Source organism: Pseudoxanthomonas jiangsuensis (assembly GCF_010093185.1).
Classification (GTDB): domain Bacteria; phylum Pseudomonadota; class Gammaproteobacteria; order Xanthomonadales; family Xanthomonadaceae; genus Pseudoxanthomonas; species Pseudoxanthomonas jiangsuensis.
The window spans coordinates 71,118-93,034 of sequence record NZ_PDWL01000004.1; the positions used below are offsets into that span (position 1 = coordinate 71,118).

General features: G+C 71.3%; 17 protein-coding genes. 8 read left to right on the plus strand and 9 right to left on the minus strand.

Annotated elements, in window-relative coordinates; genetic code table 11:
• Nucleotides 1-60: 60 nt before the first annotated feature.
• The gene (cysK, locus tag CSC62_RS03890; RefSeq protein WP_162404858.1) at nt 61-1,020 is read right to left on the minus strand and encodes a cysteine synthase A; all 960 of its coding nucleotides are present in this window, start codon (nt 1,018-1,020) and stop codon (nt 61-63) included.
• Between the two features lie 47 nt (nt 1,021-1,067).
• A complete protein-coding gene (cobA, locus tag CSC62_RS03895; RefSeq protein ID WP_162404859.1) occupies nt 1,068-1,901 on the minus strand; it encodes a uroporphyrinogen-III C-methyltransferase in 834 nt (277 codons plus the stop codon).
• Between the two features lie 161 nt (nt 1,902-2,062).
• On the opposite strand from cobA, the gene CSC62_RS03900 reads away from it, so the two are divergent.
• Nucleotides 2,063-3,046, plus strand: a complete 984-nt coding sequence (locus CSC62_RS03900) for a LysR family transcriptional regulator (RefSeq protein WP_162404860.1) — start codon at nt 2,063-2,065, stop codon at nt 3,044-3,046.
• 22 nt (nt 3,047-3,068) lie between these two features.
• Here CSC62_RS03900 and CSC62_RS03905 read toward each other — a convergent pair whose 3' ends face one another.
• From CSC62_RS03905 to CSC62_RS03930, 6 genes are all read right to left on the minus strand, one after another.
• On the minus strand, nt 3,069-3,569 hold the full coding sequence (locus tag CSC62_RS03905; RefSeq protein ID WP_162404861.1) for a DUF6624 domain-containing protein: 501 nt from the start codon (nt 3,567-3,569) through the stop codon (nt 3,069-3,071).
• Nucleotides 3,570-3,687: 118 nt separating this feature from the next.
• A complete protein-coding gene (locus CSC62_RS03910; protein ID WP_162404862.1) occupies nt 3,688-4,008 on the minus strand; it encodes a hypothetical protein in 321 nt (106 codons plus the stop codon).
• Between the two features lie 18 nt (nt 4,009-4,026).
• The gene (locus CSC62_RS03915) at nt 4,027-4,332 is read right to left on the minus strand and encodes a hypothetical protein (protein WP_162404863.1); all 306 of its coding nucleotides are present in this window, start codon (nt 4,330-4,332) and stop codon (nt 4,027-4,029) included.
• A 91-nt stretch (nt 4,333-4,423) separates the two neighbouring features.
• A complete protein-coding gene (locus CSC62_RS03920) occupies nt 4,424-5,173 on the minus strand; it encodes a phosphoadenylyl-sulfate reductase (RefSeq protein WP_162404864.1) in 750 nt (249 codons plus the stop codon).
• Nucleotides 5,174-5,207: 34 nt separating this feature from the next.
• Nucleotides 5,208-6,956, minus strand: coding sequence for an assimilatory sulfite reductase (NADPH) hemoprotein subunit (gene cysI / locus CSC62_RS03925; RefSeq protein ID WP_162404865.1), 1,749 nt, complete (start codon nt 6,954-6,956; stop codon nt 5,208-5,210).
• Nucleotides 6,957-7,003: 47 nt separating this feature from the next.
• Nucleotides 7,004-8,860, minus strand: coding sequence for an assimilatory sulfite reductase (NADPH) flavoprotein subunit (locus tag CSC62_RS03930; RefSeq protein ID WP_162404866.1), 1,857 nt, complete (start codon nt 8,858-8,860; stop codon nt 7,004-7,006).
• A 264-nt stretch (nt 8,861-9,124) separates the two neighbouring features.
• Here CSC62_RS03930 and cysD point away from each other — a divergent pair, with 264 nt between their 5' ends.
• The 7 genes from cysD to CSC62_RS03965 all read left to right on the plus strand — a co-directional run bounded on the left by cysD (nt 9,125) and on the right by CSC62_RS03965 (nt 19,594).
• Nucleotides 9,125-10,036 (plus strand): sulfate adenylyltransferase subunit CysD, encoded by a 912-nt coding sequence (gene cysD, locus CSC62_RS03935; RefSeq protein WP_162404867.1) that lies wholly within the window; start codon nt 9,125-9,127, stop codon nt 10,034-10,036.
• On the plus strand, nt 10,036-12,036 hold the full coding sequence (gene cysN, locus CSC62_RS03940) for a sulfate adenylyltransferase subunit CysN (protein WP_162404868.1): 2,001 nt from the start codon (nt 10,036-10,038) through the stop codon (nt 12,034-12,036). The genes cysD and cysN overlap by 1 nt, the downstream gene beginning before the upstream one ends.
• Nucleotides 12,037-12,166: 130 nt before the next feature.
• Complete coding sequence (locus tag CSC62_RS03945) at nt 12,167-13,303, plus strand: efflux RND transporter periplasmic adaptor subunit (protein WP_162404869.1); 1,137 nt, start codon at nt 12,167-12,169, stop codon at nt 13,301-13,303.
• Nucleotides 13,304-13,306: 3 nt separating this feature from the next.
• Nucleotides 13,307-16,432: an efflux RND transporter permease subunit gene (locus CSC62_RS03950; protein WP_162404870.1), complete on the plus strand. Its 3,126-nt coding sequence runs from the start codon at nt 13,307-13,309 to the stop codon at nt 16,430-16,432.
• Nucleotides 16,425-16,988: a GNAT family N-acetyltransferase gene (locus CSC62_RS03955; RefSeq protein WP_162404871.1), complete on the plus strand. Its 564-nt coding sequence runs from the start codon at nt 16,425-16,427 to the stop codon at nt 16,986-16,988. The genes CSC62_RS03950 and CSC62_RS03955 overlap by 8 nt, the downstream gene beginning before the upstream one ends.
• Nucleotides 16,989-17,085: 97 nt before the next feature.
• A complete protein-coding gene (locus CSC62_RS03960; protein ID WP_162404872.1) occupies nt 17,086-18,588 on the plus strand; it encodes an alanine/glycine:cation symporter family protein in 1,503 nt (500 codons plus the stop codon).
• A 1-nt stretch (nt 18,589) separates the two neighbouring features.
• Nucleotides 18,590-19,594, plus strand: a complete 1,005-nt coding sequence (locus CSC62_RS03965) for a TrmH family RNA methyltransferase (protein WP_162404873.1) — start codon at nt 18,590-18,592, stop codon at nt 19,592-19,594.
• 97 nt (nt 19,595-19,691) lie between these two features.
• Here the strand turns inward: CSC62_RS03965 and CSC62_RS03970 are convergent, their stop codons facing one another.
• Nucleotides 19,692-21,779 carry a glycoside hydrolase family 97 N-terminal domain-containing protein gene (locus CSC62_RS03970; RefSeq protein ID WP_162404874.1) on the minus strand — a complete coding sequence of 696 codons (2,088 nt, stop codon included), beginning with the start codon at nt 21,777-21,779 and terminating at the stop codon, nt 19,692-19,694.
• Between the last annotated feature and the right edge of the window lie 138 nt (nt 21,780-21,917).

The following is a 21,917-nucleotide window of genomic DNA, read 5'->3' on the forward strand; positions in this document are numbered from 1 at the left end:
CAGGAACGAAAACGGGCGGCACTTGGGTGCCGCCCGTTCTGCTTCAGCCCGCGCGCAGGCTCAGCCCAGCGACGCCAGCCACTCGTCGTCCGAGCCTTCGTTCACGCCCTCGAACAGCGGGGTGGAGAAGTAACGCTCGCCGGTGTCCGGCAGCACCGCCAGCAGGACCGAGCCCTTCGGCGCGTCGGCGGCCACCTTCAGCGCCGCGGCCACGGTCGCGCCCGAGGAGATGCCGACGAAGATGCCTTCCTCGGCCGAGAGCCGGCGCGCGGTGGCGATCGCTTCCTCGTCGGCGACGTTGACGATCTGGTCGGCGACCTCGCGGTTGAGCACTTCCGGCAGGAAGTCCGGGGTCCAGCCCTGGACCTTGTGCGGCTTCCACTCGTTGCCGGCCAGCAGGGAGGCGTTGACCGGCTCGGCGGCGGTGATCTTCACCTCCGGGCGGGCCACGCGCAGGACCTCGCCCACGCCGGTCAGGGTGCCGCCGGTGCCCCAGCCGCTGACGAAATGGTCGAGGCGGCGGCCGGCGAAGTCGCGCAGGATCTCGGCGGCGGTGGTCTGGCGGTGGTAGGCCGGGTTGGCGGGGTTGGCGAACTGGCTGGCCAGGAACCAGCCGTGCTTCTTCGCCAGCTCCTCGGCCTTGCGGACCATGCCGGTGCCGCGCTCGGCGGCCGGGGTCAGCACCACCTTGGCGCCGTAGGCGCGGATCAGCTTGCGGCGCTCGACCGAGAAGGTCTCGGTCATCACCGCCACGAACTTGTAGCCGCGCGCGGCGGCCACCGCAGCCAGGGCCACGCCGGTGTTGCCCGAGGTCGCCTCCACGATGGTGTCGCCGGGCTTGAGCAGGCCCTTGGCCTCGGCGTCGAGCACGATCGCCAGGGCCAGGCGGTCCTTGACCGAGCCGGCCGGGTTGAAGGCTTCCACCTTCACGTACAGGTCCACGTGCGCCGGGGCGACGCGGTGCAATTTGACGACCGGGGTGCGGCCGATGGTGTCGAGGATGCTGTCGTAGATGGCCATGGAAGCTTCCGTTGTGGGTCGTGGATGGGGAAACGCGGGATGAGGGATCAGGCGGCCCGCGCCAGGGCCGGCGCGGGCGGGCCCAGCGGCGCGGCGCCGAACCAGTGCAGCTGCCCGGCCAGCGCGGCCACCTCGCCCAGCACCAGCAGGGCGGGCGAGGCCACGCCGTGGACGCGGGCGGTATCGGGCAGGTCGTCGAGGGTGCCGGTGACCACGCGCTGCTCGGGGCGCGAGCCGTTCTCGATCAGCGCGAACGGGGTGGACGGCGCGCGACCGGCGGCCAGCAGGCGCTCGCGCAGGTGCTCCAGCGCGGCCACGCCCATGTACACGGCCAGGGTCTGGCGTTCGCGCGCCAGCGACTCCCAGTCCACGTCGTCGACCGAATCGCGGCAGTGCGCGGTGGTCAGCCGCACCGACTGGGCGTGGTCGCGGTGGGTCAGCGGGATGCCGGCATAGGCGGCGCAGGCCACCGCGGCGGTGATGCCGGGCACCACCCGGAAGGCGATGCCGTGCGCGCGCAGGAACTCCAGTTCCTCGCCGCCGCGGCCGAACACGAACGGATCGCCGCCCTTGAGCCGGACCACGCGCAGGCCGCCGCGGGCGTAGCGCAGCATCAGCGCGTGGATCTCCTCCTGCGGCATGCTGTGGTTGCCGGCCGACTTGCCGACCTCGACCTTCAGCGCGGCCGGGTTGACCAGTTCCAGCACGCCGGCGCCGACCAGGCGGTCGTACAACACCACCTCGGCCGCCTCCAGCGCACGCAGCGCGTGCAGGGTCAGCAGGCCCGGATCGCCGGGGCCGGCGCCGACCAGGGTCACGCTGCCGGGGAGCAGTTCGAAGGCCCCGGGAATGGCGGTCGGGACGGGTGGCGGCAGGCTCACGGGCGGAATCGGAAACAGTGGGATGCCGACCGTAGCGCCCGCTCATAACAGGCGGAAATAACTTGCCGCGCAATGCACATGCGCTCGGGTTATAAGCGGCGAGGCGGGATGCGGCTACATTCCGGTTCCTGCAGGCCCCTATTCACGTTAGTGTCTCCGCCATGACCCTCACCCAGCTCCGCTACCTCGTGGCCATCGCCGACGCCGGGCTCAACATCACCTTGGCCGCGGCCAGGGTGCATGCGACCCAGCCCGGCCTGTCCAAGCAGCTCAAGCAGCTGGAGGACGAGCTGGGCTTCCTGCTGTTCGTGCGCAAGGGCCGCAGCCTGGAGGCGATCACCCCGGCCGGCGGCGAGGTGCTCGAGCGCGCCCGGGTGATCCTGGCCGAGACCGCCAACATCCGCGCCTACGCGGCCAACCAGCGCCGCGAGAGCCACGGCCAGCTGACCATCACCACCACCCATACCCAGGCGCGGTTCGTGCTGCCGCCGGCGATCGCCCGGATCAAGCGCGAATTTCCTCAGGTCAGCGTCCACCTGCAGCAGTCCACCGAGGGCGCGGCCCTGGACCTGCTCGGCCAGGGCGATGCCGACATGGCCGTGGTCAGCACCGCCGGCGGCGAGCCGCAGGGCGGGGTTGCGGTGCCGCTGTACCGCTGGCGGCGGCTGGCGCTGGTGCCGCGCGGGCACGCCCTGGACCGCGCCGGCAAGGGCCCGGACATCCAGGAACTGGCGCAGTACCCGCTGATCAGCTACGAATCCTCGACCCGGCCCGAGTCCTCCCTGCAGCGCGCCTTCGCCAGCGTCGGCCTGGAGCCGAACCTGGCCCTGACCGCGCTGGACGCCGACCTGATCAAGACCTACGTCCGCGCCGGGCTGGGCGTGGGCCTGCTGGCGGAGATGGCGGTCAGCGCCGGCGACACCGACCTGCGCGGCTGGCCGGCCCCGACCGAGGTCGCCGAATGCATCGCCTGGGCGGTCCTGCCGCGCGAGCGCGTGCTGCGCGACTACGCGCTGGAACTGGTCCACGTCCTGGCCCCGCAGATCGACAAGCGCGACCTGCGCCGGGTGCTGGACGGCAACCAGGACCCGGACTGGCCGCTGCCGCCGACCTGGGAATCGCTGACCCAAACGATCAGCATCTGAGGTTCCCGCTGCCGTCCGCGCTTCAGGGGTGCGGGAAGCGCTTGAGGTAATCCTCGAAGGGCTCGAGGCCGGCATTCCTCCTCCGCTCCTCCAGCCCTTCCGGGTTTTCGATGAGATAGGGCGTTCCCGCTCCCCGGATCTGCGTTCCGTAGATATGGGGCATGCCCTGGCGCACGCGGATCCGGTCCTCGAGCAGGGGCAGGGTGCCGGGCGGCAGTTCCCCCGCCCGATCCGCGGCACGCAGGAGCGGGACCAGTTCCATCTGCAGGTCCAGGTCCGCATGCTGCAGGACCAGGAACGCGCCCAACGACGCCTCCCGCCCGAATTCCGAGACCGGGGGCCATCCGCAGTTGTCGACGATTCCGGCCAGGCGGACCGCGTTTTCCTTGTCCACGTCGGGCGCATTGCCGGTTCGCGAGGCCTGGTCCGAGTGGAGCCTCCGCTCGAGTTCGGTGCGGACGGACCGGGTGTCGCAGATGGCGGGAACCTGGACACCGGTGCCCGCGGCGGAAACGAGCGCCATCAAGCAGGTGCTTTCCTGGCATGGTTGAGTGGCTCGTTCCGGAGGTGGCGGTGTCCTCATCCTAGCGACTGGTCGCCTAGCGGAGGGTTCCAGGTGGCAGGTGTTGGACGCCTTAGCCCTACCCGCCGGCCAGCCGCTCGTACCACTGCCGGTACGGCGTGTTCCTGGCGAGGTGGCGGTTGAAGTCCGGCGTTCCGTCATCCCACCAGACCGGGCCGCGCTCGCCGAGGGCGATCTTCGCGGCGTCGACGGCGCTGCGCGCCGCGGCCAGCGCGTCCGGGTCGGCGGCCGCCATCGCGGCCTTCACCTGCCGCCGCGCGGCCATGAGCGCGGCGACGAGCGCCTCGCGTTCCGCGGCTGGCAGATGCGGATTGGCGAGCCGCCAGAGGCGGTCGCGGACCACCATGTATCGTCCGTCGGGTGTCTGCGGATGTTCCATGTTCGTGGATGTGGCGACTCAGGATGCGTCGATCCGGCGGCGGGGCGTGCGCCCTAGCATCCAGCCCAGCCTGCCCAGGGCCCAGCCGGCGCCGTAAAGCAGCGCGAACGTAGGCAGGCCGATCAAGGCGTAGGCGGCCGTCCAGGACAGCCGGGACAGGCCGGGCACGCCGAGCCAGTCCAGGGCGCCCAGTTGCATCGCCAGCGGCAGCTGGAGCAGGACGAAGGCGCCTTTGGGATCGCCCTCGGCGGCCATCGACCCCCAGACGCAAAGGCCGATGAGCACCGCGTAGAGGACGCACACGGCGAGGCCGATCCTGCTCATGCGACAGGGCTCCCGGAAGATGCCGGTGGCAAGGCGCCCCGGCCTGGATCGCGCCCGCTGTGGCGGATGCGGGGAGCAGGGTAACCGAGACTCAGATGTCCTCGTGGATCCCGCACTCCCGCTTCAGGCCGAAGAAGCGGGTGTCCTCGTCCTTCATGCCCGGCTCCCAGCGGGTGGTGGTGTGGAAGTCGCCGATGGAGACGTAGCCTTCGTGCCACAGCGGGTGGTAGGGCAGGTCGTGCTGCTTGAGGTACTGCCAGACGTCGCGGTCGGACCAGTCGGCGATCGGGCTGACCTTGAGCCGGTCGCCGCGCCACTGCAGCACCGGGGTGTCGGCGCGGCTGGCCGACTGGCTGCGGCGCAGGCCGGTGAACCAGGTGCCGGCCGCCAGCTCGTCCAGGGCGCGGCGCATCGGCTCGACCTTGCGCAGCTGGTTGTAGTTGTCCAGGCCTTCCACGCCCTGTTCCCAGAGGCGGCCGTGGCGGGCCTCCATCCAGGCGCGGCTGACCAGCGGGCGGAACACCTTGAGGTTGAGCCTGAGGCGGTCGGTCAGCTCGTCGGCGAAGCGGTAGGTCTCGGGGAACAGGTAGCCGGTGTCGACCAGGATCACCGGGATGTCCGGCTTCTGCTGCACCAGCATGTGCAGGGCCACCGCCGACTGCGCGCCGAAGCTGGAGGACAGCACCGCATTGCCCGGGCCGTGCTCCAGCGCCCAGGCCACGCGCTGTTCCGCGTCCATGGCCTCCAGCTGCGGGTTGAGCGCGGCCAGGTCGAGCGCGGGCGCGGCGTCGGCGCTGTTGGCGGCTTCGGGGACGTGGGTGGAGGCGGCGGTCAGGCTCATCGGAGATTCCGGACGCAGGGATGCAACGCGGGGATCAGGCGGCCTCGCCCAGCGCGGCGTTCTTGCCCGCCGGCTCGACCAGGACCTGGGTGTGGGTGGGGTAGGGCGGCAGGGCGACCACGCCGGCGCGGTGGAGGAAGTCGCCGAAGCCCTCGCCCTGGCCGCGCTCGGCGGCGTAGCGGGCGAACAGCGGCTCCAGTTCCTCCAGGATCTGCGCTTCGGTGATGTTCTCGCGGTGCAGGGTGTTCAGGCGCTGGCCGCGGTGGTCGGCGCCGAGCATCAGGTTGTAGCGGCCGGGCGCCTTGCCGACCAGGGCGATCTCGCCCAGGTACGGGCGCGAGCAGCCGTTGGGGCAGCCGGAGATGCGCAGCAGGATCGGCGCATCGGCCAGGCCGTGCTTCTCCAGCAGCGGCTGCAGTTTGGCGTTGAGGTCGGGCAGGTAGCGCTCGGCCTCGGCCATGGCCAGGGCGCAGGTGGGCAGGGCGACGCAGGCCATCGAGGCGCGCGCCAGCGCGGTCGGGGCGCGGTTCTCCTGGTCCAGCGCATGGGTGCGGACCAGGGCGTCGATCCGCTCGCGCTCGCCGGCCGGCACCCCGGCGATGATCAGGTTCTGGTTCGCCGTCACCCGGAATTCCTGACCAGGAGCGCCGCCGCGAAGGACGTTGGCGATCTCGCGCATGCCGGTCAGGTGCGGGGCGCCGGGGCGGTCGGCGATGCGGCCGGTCGGCAGCGACAGGGTCAGGTGCCAGCGGCCGTCCTCGCCCTCGACCCAGCCGAAGCGGTCGCCGTTGTGGTCGAAGTGGAACGGCCGCGCGGGCTGCAGCCTGAACCCGGCGCGCTCCTCCATCTGCGCGACGATGTAGTCCAGGCCGTGCTCGTCGATGGTGTACTTGAAGCGGGCGTGCTTGCGCTCGACCCGGTCGCCGTGGTCGCGCTGCACGGTCACCGCGGCGGCGGCGATCGCCAGCACCTGGTCGGGGGCGACGAAGCCGATCACGTTGCCCAGCCGCGGGTAGGTCTTGGGATCGCCGTGGCTGGCGCCCATGCCGCCGCCGATGGCGACGTTGAAGCCGGCCAGGCCGCCGTCCGCGTCGACGACGGCGATCAGGCCGAAGTCGTTGGCGAACAGGTCCACGTCGTTGGTCGGCGGCACCGCCACGGCCATCTTGAACTTGCGCGGCAGGTAGACCTTGCCGTAGACCGGGTCCTCTTCCTCGCCGCTGTCGGCCAGCTTCTCCTGGTCCAGCCAGATCTCGTAGTAGGCGCGGGTTTTGGGCAGGAACTCGAGCGACAGCCTCTGCGCCCACTCGTGCACTTCGGCGTGCAGGCGCGACTGCAGCGGGTTGCTGGCCGCCAGCACGTTGCGGTTGACGTCGCCGCAGGCGGAGATGGTGTCCAGCGCGGCGGCGTTGATCGCCTGCATGGTCGCCTTCAGCTCGCGCTTGATCACGCCGTGGAACTGGAAGGTCTGGCGGGTGGTGATGCGCAGCGAGTGGTTGGCCCAGGTGGTGGCGATGGCGTCCAGCTTCAGCCACTGCTCCGGGGTGAACACCCCGCCCGGGGCGCGCACCCGGATCATGAACTGGTGCGCCGGCTCCAGCTTCTGCCGGCGGCGCTCGTCGCGGATGTCGCGGTCGTCCTGCTGGTAGGTGCCGTGGAACTTGACCAGGCGCTGGTCCTCGAACGACAGCGAGCCGGTGACCGGGTCGGCCAGGCCCTCCAGCAGCGTGCCGCGCAGGCCGCGGCTCTTGATCTTGATGTCTTCGACGGAAGGGTGGCTCATGGCGTTGGCTTTGATCCGGTGGGGTGCGCGGGCGGGCGGCGTCGGGTTCAGTAGACGTCGCGGCCGTAGCGGCCTTCGGTCTGCAGGGCGGTGAGGTACTCGGCGGCGGCCTCGGCGTCGCCGCCGTTGTGCGCGGCCACCACGTCCAGCAGGGCCGCGTGCACGTCCTTGCCCATGGCGATCGAGCCGCAGACGTAGAAGTGGGCGCCGTTCTGCAGCCAGGCGTACAGCTCGGCGCCGCGCTCGCGCAGGCGGTCCTGGACGTAGACCTTGGCGGCCTGGTCGCGGGAGAAGGCCAGGTCCAGGCGGTGCAGCTCACCCCTTTGCAGGGCTTCCTGCCACTCGGTCTGGTAGAGGAAGCCGGTGTTGAAGTGCTGGGCGCCGAAGAACAGCCAGTTGCGGCCGCTCGCGCCGGTCTCGGCGCGCTCCTGGACGAAGCCGCGGAACGGGGCGATGCCGGTGCCCGGGCCGACCATGACGATGTCGCGCGAGGCGTCGGCCGGGACCCGGAAGCGCTCGTTCGGCTCGATGTAGACCGGCACCTGGCCGCCTTCCTCCAGCGCGGCGAGGAAGCCGCTGGCGGCGCCGAGGTGCTCGTGGCCGTGGGCCTGGTAGCGCAGCACGTCCAGGGTCAGGTGCGCTTCCTCGCCCACCCGCTTGCGGCTGGAGGCGATCGAGTACAGGCGCTGGGCCTGCGGCCGCAGCGCGGCGACCAGGGCCTCGTGGTCCCAGGCCGCCGGCCAGCGGCGCAGGACGTCCACCAGCTGGTGGTCGCCCAGCAACGCGGCCAGGCCGGCGGTCTGGGTGGGGTCGAGCAGCTGCTGCAGGGCCGCGGCGCCGGAGCGCTCGGCGTGTGCGGCCAGGAACGGGCGCGACAGCCGGGTCAGCTCGCGCCGGGTGGCCAGCCACTCGGACAGGGGCAGAGTCTCGCTGCCGGAGGTGACAGCGGCATTGCCGTCCAGTTTCGCCGCCTCCAGCACCGCGGCCACCAGCGGCTCGGGGTTGCGGTGGCGGACGCCGAGGGCGTCGCCCGGCTCATAGGCCAGGCCCGAGCCTTCCAGCGACAGCTCGATGTGGCGGACGTCCTTCTCCACCGGGCCGTACTTGAGGAAGCCCTGGCTGCGGAACTCGCGGCCGGTGATGCGCTGGTTGGCCAGCACCTCGGCGGCGAAGGGGCGCTCGTGGGTCCAGGCCGCGGCGGCCGGGCGCAGGGGAGTGACCGTGGCCAGGTGGGCGCCAGCGGCCGGGGCGGAGGCCTTGAGCAGCTCGCCGGCCTTGGCCAGGGCGGCCTCGCGCCAGGGGCCGGCGACGGTGTCGATGTCCAGGTCGGCCTGGCCCAGGTCGGCTACCCGCTGGCCGCCCAGTTCGGCCAGGCGGGCGTCGATCTTGCGGGCGATGCCGCAGAAGTCGGCGTAGCTGGTGTCGCCCAGGCCGAGCACGGCGAACTTCAGCTCCGGCAGCTTGGGCGCGCGCTTGCCGTTGAGGAACTCGGTGAAGCCGATCGCGTCGTCCGGCGGGTCGCCCTCGCCCTGGGTGCTGATGACCACGTACAGCAGGCGCTCGGAGGCCAGTTCGCCGGTGCGGTAGCTGTCGGTGCGGACCAGGCGCACGGCCAGGCCGGCGGCCTCGGCGGCCTGGGCGATCTTCTCGGCCTCGCGCCGGGCATTGCCGGTCTGGCTGCCGTACAGCACGGTCAGGCGCTGGCCGGCCTGGGGCGCGGCCGCCGCGCCGCCGCCGGGCAGCACCGCCAGGTGCGGGGCGCCGTGGCCCTGGGCCAGGCCCGCGGTGTAGCCGGACAGCCACCACAGCGAGGGCGCATCCAGGCCGTCGACCAGCCGGGCCAGCAGGACCTTGCGGTCCTCGTTGAGCGGACTGGGGGGCAGCGCGGTGGGCGCAGCGGTCATCTGTGGCGGGCTCGGCGAACGTCGGGTTCCGACGGGATGCTGATGTTAGGAAAGCGCAAACCGCGGCTGAAACGCCTTGTGGTTATTCGCTTATGCTCTGCGCTTATTTCGCCGGCCGGGCCGCCGCCTGAATACTCGCCGTCCCGAATCGCCCGGACCTGCGTACCTGCGGGGCCGTATGGTGTTCTGCTTTAGGAAAGGCCTGCCGGGCGTTCCGCCGGTCCGGTCTCCTTCCCTCCCTTCCCGCCCTTCGCCGCGCACCCGATGAGCCTCGCCCAACGCCTGTCCCACCTCGACCGCCTGGAGGCGGAGAGCATCCACATCCTGCGGGAGGTCGCCGCCGAGTTCCGCAACCCGGTGATGCTGTACTCGGTCGGCAAGGACAGCTCGGTGCTGCTGCACCTGCTGCTCAAGGCCTTCGCCCCGGCGGTGCCGCCGATCCCTTTGCTGCACGTGGACACGCGCTGGAAGTTCCGCGAGATGATCGCCTTCCGCGACCAGCGCGCCGCCGATACCGGGGTGGAGCTGCGGGTCCACATCAATCCCGACGGCATCGCCCAGGACATCGGCCCGGTCAGCCACGGCGCCACCGTCCACACCGACGTGATGAAGACCCAGGGCCTGAAGCAGGCGCTGGACAAGTGGCAGTTCGACGCGGCCATCGGCGGCGCGCGGCGCGACGAGGAGAAGTCGCGGGCCAAGGAGCGGGTGTTCTCGTTCCGCAACGAGCACCACCGCTGGGATCCCAAGCGCCAGCGCCCGGAGCTGTGGAACCTGTACAACGCCCGCATCCGCAAGGGCGAGAGCGTGCGCGCGTTCCCGATCTCGAACTGGACCGAGCTGGACGTGTGGCTCTACATCTACCGCGAGAAGATCCCGGTGGTGCCGCTGTACCTAGCCGCCGAAAGGCCTGTCGTCGAGCGCGACGGCGCCCTGATCATGGTCGACGACGAGCGCCTGCCGCTGAAGCCGGGCGAGGTGCCGCAGCTGAGGAAGGTCCGTTTCCGCACCCTGGGCTGCTACCCGCTGACCGGCGCGATCGAGTCGCAGGCCGACACCCTGGAGAAGATCATCGCCGAGATGCTGGTGGCCACCAGTTCCGAGCGCCAGGGCCGGGTGATCGACCACGACCCGACCGCGTCGATGGAGAAGAAGAAGCTGGAGGGGTATTTCTGATGAAGAGCGGTGATTCGTCATTCGTGATTGGTGATTCGGAAAAGCAGGGGCCGGCTGCGAGGAATGCCGCCTTTTCGAATCACCAATCACCAATCACCAATCACGGCGAAGATGGTGCCATAGGCGCCTATCTTCGCCAGCACGAGGACAAGCCGCTGCTGCGCTTCATCACCTGCGGCAGCGTCGACGACGGCAAGAGCACCCTGATCGGGCGCCTGCTGTGGGAGAGCAAGCGCCTGTTCGACGACCAGCTGGCCGCGCTGGAGGCCGATTCGCGCCGCCACGGCACCCAGGGCGAGCGGATCGACTACGCGCTGCTGCTGGATGGCCTGGCCGCCGAGCGCGAGCAGGGCATCACCATCGACGTGGCCTACCGCTACTTCGACACCGACAAGCGCAAGTTCATCGTCGCCGACTGCCCCGGCCACGAGCAGTACACCCGCAACATGGCCACTGGCGCCTCCACCGCCGACCTGGCCGTGGTCCTGGTGGACGCGCGGAAGGGCCTGCTGGCGCAGACCCGCCGGCACAGCTACATCGTCTCTTTGCTGGGCATCCGCCACGTGGTCCTGGCGGTGAACAAGATGGACCTGGTCGGCTACGACCAGGCCACCTTCGACGCGATCGCCGACGGCTACCGCGCGCTGGCCGCGCAATTGGGCATAGCGCATGTCCAGGTGATCCCGTTGTCGGCGCTGGAAGGCGACAACCTGCTGCATGGTTCGGCCAACACCCCGTGGTACCGCGGCCCGGCCCTGCTCGAGCACCTGGAGACGGTGCAGCTGGAAGGCGGCGACGCCGGCGGCGGCCTGCGCCTGCCGGTGCAGTGGGTCAACCGGCCCAACTCCGAGTTCCGCGGCTTCGCCGGCACCATTGCCGGCGGCGAGGTCGCGCCGGGCGACGCGGTGGTGGTGCTGCCTTCGGCGCGGCGCTCGACCGTGGCCCAGGTGCTGGGCCCGGACGGCCCGGTCGAGCGGGCCTTCGCCGGCCAGGCGGTGACCCTGACCCTGGCCGACGAGATCGACATCAGCCGCGGCGACGTGATCGCCGCCGCCGGCGATCCGCCCGCGGTGGCCGACCAGTTCGCCGCCCACGTGCTGTGGATGAGCGACGCGCCGCTGCTGCCGGGCCGGCCGTACTGGCTGAAGATCGGCGCCCGCACCGTGGCCGCCAGCGTCAGCGAGATCAAGCACCGGGTGGACGTGAACACCCAGGAGCACCTGGCCGCCAAGCGCCTGGAGCTGAACGAGGTCGGCTACTGCAACCTCAGCCTGGAAGAACCCATCGCCTTCGCCGCGTACGCCGAGAACCGCGCGCTCGGCGGCTTCATCCTGATCGACCGCCAGAACAACGACACCGTCGCCGCCGGCACCCTGGACTTCGCCCTGCGCCGCGCCGACAACGTGCACTGGCAGCACATCGACGTGGACAAGCGCGCCCGCGCGCGGATCAAGGGCCAGGTGCCGAAGGTGCTGTGGTTCACCGGCCTGTCCGGCGCCGGCAAATCCACCGTCGCCAACCTGGTGGACAAGCGCCTGCATGCGCTGGGCTACCACACCTTCGTCCTGGACGGCGACAACGTCCGCCACGGCCTCAACCGCGACCTGGGCTTCACCGACGAGGACCGGGTGGAGAACATCCGCCGGGTGGCCGAGGTGGCGCGGCTGATGGCCGACGCCGGGCTGATCGTGCTGGTCAGCTTCATCTCCCCGTTCAGGGCCGAGCGCCAGCTGGCGCGCGAGCGCTTCGAGCCGGGCGAGTTCCTGGAAGTGTTCGTCGACGTGCCACTGGCGGTGGCCGAGGCGCGCGACGTGAAGGGCCTGTACCGCAAGGCCCGCGCCGGCCTGATCCCCAACTTCACCGGAATCGATTCGCCCTACGAAGCGCCGGAGCAGCCGGAGGTCCATCTGGACGCCACCGCCGCGCCCGAGGCGCTGGTGGCGCAGGTGCTGGAGGCGCTGGAACTGGACTGGAGCGCCGGCGGCACCTCCTGGCTGTGAGGCGCACCCGGCGCAGGCCGGCGGTGCACATGACAAGTGGTGATATGCCATAGGTCATGTGCACCGGAAGGCGCACTCGAACGTTCATGCGAAGTCGCTACACTCGGCCCGTTCAGGATCGGACTTCCGCATGCGCAACACCGCTTTGCCGCGCGGCCCCTGGCCGGGCGCGCTCGTCTTCCTGCTGTCCGTCTTCCTGCTGTCCGCCTGCGGGCGCGACGATGCCGACGCCGGTCATGAGCAGGCGCCGGCCACGGTCACCACCCAGCGGCTGCAGACGGTGCGCTGGGCCGACGAGCTGAAGGCGCTGGGCACGGCCCACGCGCGCGAATCTGTGACCATCACCGCCAGCGTCACTCAGACCATCGCCTCGGTCGAGTTCGACAGCGGCCAATACGTGGAGAAGGGCCAGCCGCTGGTCACCCTGGTGCAGGGCCAGCAGGCCGCCGGCGTGGCCGAGGCCGAGGCCGGACTGCGCGATGCCGAGCAGCTGTACGAGCGCAACCGCCGCCTGGCCGAGCAGCAACTGATCGCGCGTGCGTCGCTGGACACCCAGCGCGCCGCGCTGGAGGCCGCGCGCGCGCGGGTGGCCACGCAGAGGGCCACGGTCGCCGACCGCACCATCCGCAGCCCGTTCGCCGGGGTGCTCGGCCTGCGCCTGGTCAGCGCCGGCTCGCTGGTCGCCCCGGGCACGCCGATCACCACCCTGGACGACGTCTCCACGATCAAGCTGGACTTCACCGTGCCCGAGGCACAGCTGTCCCTGCTGCGTCCCGGCCAGCGGATCGTGGCGCGCAGCGAGGCCTGGCCGGGCGAGACCTTCGCCGGCGCCATCGCCACGATCGACTCGCGGGTGGATCCGGGCTCGCGCGCGGTCACCGTGCGCGCCGAGGTCCCCAACCCGGACGGCCGGCTGCGCCCGGGCATGCTGCTGGAGGTCGGGATCGAGCGCGCCGCGCGCGAGGCCCTGGCCATCCCCGAGCTGGCCCTGCAGCAGAACGGCGCGCGTTCCAGCGTGTTCCGGGTGGAGGCCGACGGGGCCACGGTCAGGGAAGTGCCCGTGCAGACCGGTGCGCGCCGGTTCGGCGAGGTCGAGATCGTGTCCGGGCTGAAGGCCGGCGACCGGATCGTGGTCGAGGGCACGGTCAAGCTGCGCGACGGGGCGAAGATCAGGGACCTCGGCGCGGCGGCGGAAGGGTCGCGGCCGGAGGCGTCCGGCCCCCAGGCCGACGCCACCGGCGAAGACGCCGCCGGCCCGGAGCGCTGAGCCATGCGGCTGTCCGACCTGTCGATCAAGCGCCCCGTGTTCGCCACGGTGATGTCGCTGATCCTGATCGTGCTCGGCATGGTCTCGTTCACCCGCCTGCCCCTGCGCGAACTGCCCGACGTCGATCCGCCGGTGGTCTCGGTCGACACCACCTACATCGGCGCCTCGGCCGCGGTGGTCGAGAGCCGCATCACCCAGGTGCTGGAGGACGCGATCAGCGGCATCGAGGGCGTGGACGTGATCACCGCCTCCAGCCGCAACGGCCGCTCGGACATCAACATCGAGTTCACCCTGACCCGCGACATCGAGGGCGCGGCCAACGACGTGCGCGACGCGATCAGCCGGGTCGCCAACCGCCTGCCCGAGGACGTGGACCCGCCGCGGGTGTCCAAGCAGGACAGCGACTCCTCGCCGATCATGTTCCTCAACCTGAGCGATGCCGGGTCGAGCATGCAGCAGCTGACGGACTACGCCGACCGCAACCTGGTCGACCAGTTCTCCTCGATCGACGGCGTGTCCTCGGTGAACATCGGCGGCGGCCAGCGCTACGCGATGCGGGTGTGGCTGGACGCCAGGGCGTTGAGCGCGCGCGGGCTGACCGCCGACGACGTGCGCGACGCCCTGCTGCGGCAGAACGTGGAACTGCCCGGCGGCAGCATCGAATCGAAGGACCGCGAGTTCGCCCTGCGGGTGATGCGCGGCTACCGCGAACCGGCCGATTTCGCCGGCCTGGTGGTCGGCAAGGGCGAGGACGGCCACGTGGTGACCCTGGGCGAAGTGGCCCGGGTGCAGCTGGACTCGGAGGAGCGCCGCGCGTTCTACCACGGCAACGGCGTGCCGCAGATCGGCCTGGGCATCGTCGCCACCTCCACCGCCAACTCGCTGGAGGTGGCGCAGAACGTGCGCGCGCTGGTCGGGCGGATCGCGCCGACCCTGCCCGAGGGCATGAAGATCACCGTGGCCTACGATTCCACGGTGTTCACCGACGCGGCCGTGCACGAGGTCTACAAGACCCTGGCCGAGGCGATCGTGCTGGTGCTGCTGGTGGTGTTCGTGTTCCTGGGCAGCGTGCGCGCGGCGCTGATCCCGGCGGTGACCGTGCCGGTGTGCGTGACCGCCGCGTTCATGGCCCTGTACGCCAGCGGCTTTTCAATCAACCAGCTGACCCTGCTGTCGCTGGTCCTGTCCATCGGCCTGGTGGTGGACGACGCGATCGTGGTCCTGGAGAACTGCCAGCGCCGGGTCGACCTGGGCGAACCGCCTTTGCTGGCGGCGCGGCGCGGCACCGCGCAGGTGGCGTTCGCGGTGATCGCCACCACCGTGGTGCTGATCGCGGTGTTCCTGCCGATCGCCTTCATGGAGGGCAATACCGGCCGGCTGTTCCGCGAGCTGGCGGTGGCGGTGGCCGGCGCGGTGGCGATCTCCGGCTTCGTCGCCCTGACCCTGACCCCGATGATGTGCTCGCTGCTGCTGCGGCCGCATGCGCACCGCCGCGGCTTCAACGACTGGGTCGACCGCCGCCTGGATGCGCTGACCCGCCGCTACCGCGGCCTGGTGGCACGGGTGATCGGCCGCGGCTGGCTGCTGGTGGCGGCTATGCTCATCACCTTCGTGGCCAGCGGCCTGCTGTACCGGCTGGTGCCTTCGGAACTGGCGCCGGCCGAGGACCGCGGCGACTTCAACATCACGGTGACGGGTCCGGAAGGCGCCGGCTTCGACTACATGGTCGTGCAGATGACCGAGATCGAGAAGCGCCTGCTGGCCTACGCCGGCGACGAAGGTCCGCTGTCGCGGGTGATCATCCGCGTGCCCGGCGGCTTCGGCGGCCAGGGCGCGAGCATGAACAGCGGCCGCTCCACCGTGTTCCTCAAGCCGTGGGAAGAGCGCACGCAGAGCACCCAGGAAGTGATGGAGGAGGTGCGCCGCAAGCTGGCCGACATCCCCGGCGTGCGCCTGAGCACCGAGGTGCGCCAGGGCCTGGTGCGCGGCTTCGGCCGCCCGGTGCAGTTCGTCCTGCGCGGACCGACCTACGAGACCCTGGCGCAGTGGCGCGACCGCATGCTGTTGCGGATGGAGGGCAACCCGCGCCTGGTCAACATCGACTCGGACTACAAGGAAACCCTGCCGCAGATCCGGGTCGAGATCGACAAGGCCCGTGCCGCCGACCTGGGCGTTCCGGTGCAGGCCATCGGCAGCACCCTGCAGACCATGCTCGGCTCGCTGCGCGCGGGCACCTTCGAGATGGACGGTGAGGAGTACTACGTGATCCTGCAGGCGCCGCTGGAAAGCCGGCGCAACCTCGGCGACGTCTCCGGCCTGTACGTGCGCTCCACCACCAGCGAGCAGCTGATCCCGCTGTCCAACCTGGTCAGGACCAGCGAACACGCCGAGGCCAGCACCCTGAGCCGCTTCAACCGCATGCGCGCGGTCACCCTCAGCGCCGGCCTGGCGCCGGGTTACACCGTGGGCGAGGCGCTGGAGTACCTGCGCACGATCGCCGCCGAGGAACTGCCGCCGGAGGCGCAGTTCGACTACAAGGGCGAGTCGCGCGAGTACGTGCGCTCCAGCGGCGCGGTGTTCTTTACCTTCGGCATGGCCCTGCTGGTGGTGTTCCTGGTGCTGGCGGCGCAGTTCGAGAGCTTCCTGCATCCGCTGGTGATCATGCTGACGGTGCCGCTGGCCATGCTCGGCGCGCTGCTGGGTCTGGCGATCTGGGGCGTGAGCCTGAACCTCTACAGCCAGATCGGCATCGTCATGCTGGTGGGCTTGGCGGCCAAGCACGGCATCCTGATCGTGGAGTTCGCCAACCAGCTGCGCGACGAGGGCCGGCAGGTGGTCGAGGCGATCGTCGAGGCTTCGGCGGTGCGCATGCGTCCGATCCTGATGACCTCGGTGGCGATGATCTGCGGCGCGGTGCCGCTGATGCTGTCCAGCGGCGCCGGCGCGGCCAGCCGCGAGGCGATCGGCGTGGTGATCGTGTTCGGCGTGGCCTTCTCCACTTTGCTGTCGTTGTTCGTGGTCCCGGCGTTCTACGCCCTGCTGGCACCCTACACCCGCTCGCCCGATGCGGTGGCGCACGAGCTCGAGCGGCTGGAGGCGGAGACGCCGCCGGTGGGCGGCCATGGCTGAGGAGGCGGGAAGCGATCCGGGCCTGTTCCTGGCCGGCGACGGCTTCGTCCTGAGGCCGTGGCGTCCCGGAGACCTGGACGCACTGCTGCGCCATGCGGACGATCCGCAGGTCCCGCGCGGGCTCAGCGACCGCTTCCCGCATCCGTACACGCGCGCCGACGGCGAGGCCTTTCTCGCCGGCAAGGTGGTGGACCTCTCCCAGGCCCTGGCGATCGAGATCGCGGGCGAGGCCTGTGGCGGCATCGGCCTGCGCCGCGGCACCGGCGAGCGCGCGCATTCGGCCGAGCTGGGCTACTGGCTGGGCCGGGCGCATTGGGGCCACGGCTGGATGACCCGGGTGGTCGCCCGCTGCCTGGACTGGGCGGTGCCGGCCCTGGAGCTGGAGCGGATCGCGGCCGAGGTCCTGGACACCAATCCCGCCTCGGCACGGGTATTGGCGAAGAACGGCTTCGTGGAGGAAGGCCTGCGCCGGTCGGCGGTGCGCAAGGCCGACGGCCTGCACGACCTGCGCCTGTTCGCACGGGTCTGGCCGGCGACCGGCCGGGTGGAGCGCTGACCCTGCGCGGCGGGCGGGGTTGCGGTTATCTTTCCCGCACTCGCGGCGCATGCCGCATTCCCATCCGCGCACCATCAACGGTCGGAGACCCGTCCCCGTGGAAGCCTTTCTTGCCTGGTTGAACGGCATCATCTGGAGCAACGCGCTGATCGCGCTGTGCCTGGGTGCCGGCCTGTGGTTCTCCTTCCGCACCCGTTTCATGCAGGTGCGCGGCTTCGTCGAGATGTGCCGGCTCACCGTCACCGGGCAGAAGTCCGAGGCCGGCGTGTCCTCGTTCCAGGCCCTGGCGATCTCCATGGCCGGGCGCATGGGCATCGGCAACATCGCCGGCGTGGCCACCGCGATCGCCTACGGCGGGCCGGGCGCGGTGTTCTGGATGTGGGTGATGGGCTTCCTCGGCGCCTCGACCTCGTACATCGAGAGCACCCTGGCGCAGATCTACAAGGAGAAGGATGCCGAAGGCCGCTACCGCGGCGGCCCGGCCTACTACATCGAGAAGGCCATGGGCCTGAAGTGGTACGCGCTGGTGTTCGCGGTCGCCACCATCGTGGCCACCGGCTTGCTGCTGCCGGGCGTGCAGGCCAACGCCATCGCCGACAGCGCCAGCAACGTCCTGTGCGGCGGCGACGCCGGCCTGTGCGCGGCGGCCGGCGGCGCGGGCGCGCTGAAGCTGTGGATCGGGATCGTCGTGGCCGCCTTGCTGGCGCTGATTATCTTCGGCGGGATCAAGCGCATCGCCACCTTCGCCGAGGTGGTGGTGCCGTTCATGGCGCTGGCCTTCATCCTGATGGCGGTGCTGGTGATGGTGTTCAACGCGGAGAAGGTGCCGGGGATGTTCGCCGACATCTTCTCCAGCGCCTTCGGCGCGCACGCGGCGTTCGGCGCGATCCTCGGCCAGGCCATCGCCTGGGGGGTCAAGCGCGGCGTCTATGCCAACGAGGCCGGCCAGGGCACCGGCCCGCACGCGGCCGCGGCCGCCGAGGTCTCGCATCCGGCCAAGCAGGGGTATGTGCAGGCGTTCGCGATCTACTTCGACACCATGCTGGTGTGCACCTCCACCGCCTTCCTGCTGCTGTCCACGGGCATGTACAACACCTTCCAGGTGGTCAAGGAGGGTGGCAAGGAAACCCTGGTGGCGGTGTTCACCGGCGTGCCCGGGGTGCAGCCCTCCGAGGGCGCGCAGTTCACCCAGGCCGCGGTCGAATCGGTGCTGCCGGGCTGGGGCGCGGGCTTCGTGGCGCTGGCGCTGTTCTTCTTCGCCTTCACCACGATCATGGCCTATTACTACATGGCCGAGACCAACCTGACCTACGTCGCCGGCACCCGCCGCACCCATCCGCTGGCGACCCTTCTGCTGCGCCTGGGCATCGTCGCCATGGTGGTGTTCGGCGCCTACCACAACGCGGCCATGGCCTGGACCCTGGGCGACATCGGCGTGGGCCTGATGGCCTGGCTGAACATCGTCGCCATCCTGATCCTGCAGAAGCCGGCGTTGCTGGCCCTGCGCGACTACGAGCGGCAGAAGAAGCTGGGCCTGGACCCGAGCTTCGACCCCGACGCGCTGGGCATCCGCAACGCCGGCTTCTGGAAGAAGCGCTGACGTGGCCGGTCCCTGGGATCGCGGTCCGCGTCCGCCGCGCGACGGCGCACCCCCGCGTGGACGACCGCGCCCGGAGGCGGCGTCCGGGCCGCGCGGGGATGCCCGGCGAGCGGATCCGGCCGGCGAAAGCCGGCCGCGGCCGTCCGCCGCCGAGCGCGGCCCGGCATCGCCGTACCGGGGGCGCGAGGGCGAGCGGGGCCAGGACCGCGGCCGCGACCGCGATACGACGCCCGGTGCGACCCAGGCGGACGCCGCGCCGGCGCGCCCGGCGCACCGCGACGAAGTGCGGCTGTACGGCCTGAACGCGGTGCAGGCGGTGTTCGCCCGCCGGCCGCAGGCGATCCGCAAGCTGTACCTGCTGCAGTCGCGGATCCACGCGCTCAGGTCCTTGCTGGCCTGGTGCGTGCAGCACCGGGTCGGCTACCGGGTGGTGGACGAGGCCGACCTGGAACGGCTGGCCGCCAGCGCCCACCATGAAGGCGTGGTCGCCGATGTGTTGAAGGTCGAGCCCGCGCCGCTGGCCGACTGGCTGGCGGCTTCGCCGGCCGCCGCGCCCACGCTGGCGATCTGGCTGGACGGCGTCGGCAATCCGCACAACTTCGGCGCGATCCTGCGCTCGGCCGCGCACTTCGGCGCGGCGGTGCTGCTGCCGGCCGGTTCGCCGTTGGCCCTGTCGGGCGCGGCGGCGCGGGTGGCCGAGGGCGGCGCCGAGGCGGTGCCGCTGGTGCGCCTGCCGGAAAGCGGCGCGGCGCTGGCGCAGCTGCGCGCGGCCGGCTTCGGCCTGGCCGCCACCGTGGTCCGCGATGGCGAGGATCTGTTCGCCGCGCCCTTGCCGGCGCGGCTGGTCTACGTGATGGGCGCCGAAGGCGAGGGCATGGACGCGGCGCTGGCCGCGGCCTGCGATGCGCGGCTGTCGATCCCGGGCAGCGGCGCGGTGGAGAGCCTCAACGTGGCCGCGGCCACCGCGGTGTTCCTGGCGCAGTGGGCCGCGCGCCGGGCCGTGTAGGAGCCGGTCTTGCCGGCGACCACCATGGCGGATGCGTCTGCGTGAAACCGGGTGCCATTGATGCGTCCGCCTCCACGGTCGCCGGCAAGACCGGCTCCTACAAGGCAGAACCGGCGACGCGTGGGGCGGGCACGGCCAGGTGCAGCACCGCGCCACCGCCGCCGGCGGCCAGTTCCAGGGTGATCCTGCGATGGCCGGCGTCGATCCGGCGCGACTCGCGGCGCACGTCGGTGGCGCTGTCGCCATCGCGCCACAGGGTGGCGCGATAGTCGGCCGCCGGCAGGAAGTCCAGGTCCAGCTCCAGCGTGCGCGCTTCCTCGTCGCCCATCGCGCCGATGTACCAGTCGCGGCCGCTGCGCCGCGCGACCACGATGTAGCGGCCGATCTCGCCGGCCAGCACCCGGGTCTCGTCCCAGCTCGCCGGCACGATCGAGATGAAGTCGGCGCCCGGCGCGAGCGCGTGGAGCTCGGCGGCCACGACCTGCCGCGGGCGGCCCTCGGCCTGCGCCGCTACCGGCGCGGCCGGCTCGACGTACACCTCGGGGCTGTCGGCCACCATCTGCAAAGGACTGTCGTAGACCACGAACATCGCCAGCTGGTGGGCGCGGGTGCCCATCACCTGCGGGCCGAGGAAGGACACCTCGAAATCCCGCGGCAAGGCATTGCGGAAGCCGCCCGGGGTGTAGTCCATCGGACCCAGCAGCATCCGGGTGAAGGGCAGGGTGAGGTTGTGGCCCGGGGTGATCCGCCGGCTCCACTTGCTGTTCTCCGCGCCGAGCACGCCCTCCTGGGTCAGGTATTGCGGCCAGGTGCGGTTGAGCCCGGTCGGGCGATAGGCGCCGTGCAGGTTGAGCATCAGCCGGTGCCGCGCCGAACTGCGCATCATCGCGTGGAAGAACTCCACCATCTCCTGGTCGTCGCGGTCCATGAAGTCGACCTTGACGCCCTTGATCCCCATCCCGGCGTACTGCGCGAACACCGCGTCCATCCGCGGCGCCAGCGCCTTCCAGTGCGCCCACACCCAGATGCCGACCCCGCGCCGGCGGCCGTATTCGATCAGCGCCGGCAGGTCCAGCTGCGGGATCGGGCGGGTGATGTCGGCGCCTTCGTTGTAGCGGCCGTTGCCGGTACTGCCGACGTACCAGCCGTCGTCGATCAGCATGTATTCGAGCTTGAGCGCCGCGGCGTGGTCGATGTAGCGGCGGATGGTGGCGGTGTTCATGCCGGCGTCCTGCACGTCCGCGGCCAGGCCGCCGGACCACCAGTCCCAGGCGGTCTTGCCCGGGCGGATCCACGAGGTGTCGGCGATCGCGGTGGGCGGGTTCAGGCTGGAGATCAGGTTCGACTCGACCAGGGCGCCGGGACTGTCGCCCAGCATCAGCACCCGCCACGGGGTGAGGTGGCCCGCGGCGGCGACCTGGTCGCGCGACAGGCGCACGGCCAGCTGCGGGGTGTCCAGGCGCGGCGACAGCTTGGCCTCCACGCCCAGCTCGCCGTCGCCGCGGCCGGTGAGGTAGAGGCCGGCGTAGCGGTCCAGGTCGGCCTCGGCGATGGCGAAGGTGGTCGCGCCCTGGCCGGTGGCGCAGACCAGCGGCAGTTCGATCAGGTGGTGCGGGCGCAGCCGCGAGGCGGCGATCGGGTCGTACTCGCCCTCGTGGCTGGTGCCGAAGCGGCCGAGGTTGAGCGCATGGCAGGCGTAGTCGCGCGGGAACAGGAAGCCGGTGAGGTCCTCCTTCACCAGCAGGTCGCCGGTGGCCGGCACAGGCAGGCGGTAGCGGAAGGCGATGCCGTCGTCGTAGGCGCGCAGGACCAGGCCGAGGGTGCGGCCCTTGTCGTCGGCCAGTTCGATCTCGAGCTGGCGGTAGTGATCGCGCACCTGGCGGGTCTTGCCGGCGACGAGTTCATACCTGGAGTCGTGCTCGTCGTAGCGATGGCCGGCCAGGCGCAGGCCGCGTTCGATGCGCTCGTCCTCGCCCAGCTGCACGCCCAGCGGCGAAGGCAGCAGCACCGCCTGGCCGTCGCGGCTGACGGCGTAGCGCGCGCGGCCGTCGCCGTCCAGCGACACGGTCGCGACGGAGCGGCCGTCCGGCGAGCGCAGCTCCAGCGGCGGCAGGTCCGCGGCATGGACCGCCCCGGACGGCAGCAAGGCACCGAGCATGAGCCAAGGCATGACGATACGACGCATCGATTCCCCTCCAGGATCAAACCCGCCGGAGGGTAACCGCTTGTCCGCGCAGTGTCTGGAATAGCTGGGCGACGCATCCGGCATAGCCGCTTCCACCGCGGGAGGATGATCGTCGACGACTCAAGCCATGGCGGAGCC

Bases quoted from the DNA above. Each gene is read 5' to 3' on its own strand.
- CSC62_RS03970 (WP_162404874.1), bottom strand. From the start codon at position 21,779: ATGCGTCGTATCGTCATGCCTTGGCTCATGCTCGGTGCCTTGCTGCCG.
- cysD (WP_162404867.1), top strand. From the start codon at position 9,125: ATGAGCCTCGCCCAACGCCTGTCCCACCTCGACCGCCTGGAGGCGGAG.
- cysI (WP_162404865.1), bottom strand. From the start codon at position 6,956: ATGAGCCACCCTTCCGTCGAAGACATCAAGATCAAGAGCCGCGGCCTG.
- CSC62_RS03950 (WP_162404870.1), top strand. From the start codon at position 13,307: ATGCGGCTGTCCGACCTGTCGATCAAGCGCCCCGTGTTCGCCACGGTG.
- CSC62_RS03955 (WP_162404871.1), top strand. From the start codon at position 16,425: ATGGCTGAGGAGGCGGGAAGCGATCCGGGCCTGTTCCTGGCCGGCGAC.
- CSC62_RS03905 (WP_162404861.1), bottom strand. From the start codon at position 3,569: ATGGCGCTCGTTTCCGCCGCGGGCACCGGTGTCCAGGTTCCCGCCATC.
- CSC62_RS03920 (WP_162404864.1), bottom strand. From the start codon at position 5,173: ATGAGCCTGACCGCCGCCTCCACCCACGTCCCCGAAGCCGCCAACAGC.
- CSC62_RS03945 (WP_162404869.1), top strand. From the start codon at position 12,167: ATGCGCAACACCGCTTTGCCGCGCGGCCCCTGGCCGGGCGCGCTCGTC.
- CSC62_RS03910 (WP_162404862.1), bottom strand. From the start codon at position 4,008: ATGGAACATCCGCAGACACCCGACGGACGATACATGGTGGTCCGCGAC.
- CSC62_RS03915 (WP_162404863.1), bottom strand. From the start codon at position 4,332: ATGAGCAGGATCGGCCTCGCCGTGTGCGTCCTCTACGCGGTGCTCATC.
- CSC62_RS03900 (WP_162404860.1), top strand. From the start codon at position 2,063: ATGACCCTCACCCAGCTCCGCTACCTCGTGGCCATCGCCGACGCCGGG.
- CSC62_RS03930 (WP_162404866.1), bottom strand. From the start codon at position 8,860: ATGACCGCTGCGCCCACCGCGCTGCCCCCCAGTCCGCTCAACGAGGAC.
- cysK (WP_162404858.1), bottom strand. From the start codon at position 1,020: ATGGCCATCTACGACAGCATCCTCGACACCATCGGCCGCACCCCGGTC.
- cysN (WP_162404868.1), top strand. From the start codon at position 10,036: ATGAAGAGCGGTGATTCGTCATTCGTGATTGGTGATTCGGAAAAGCAG.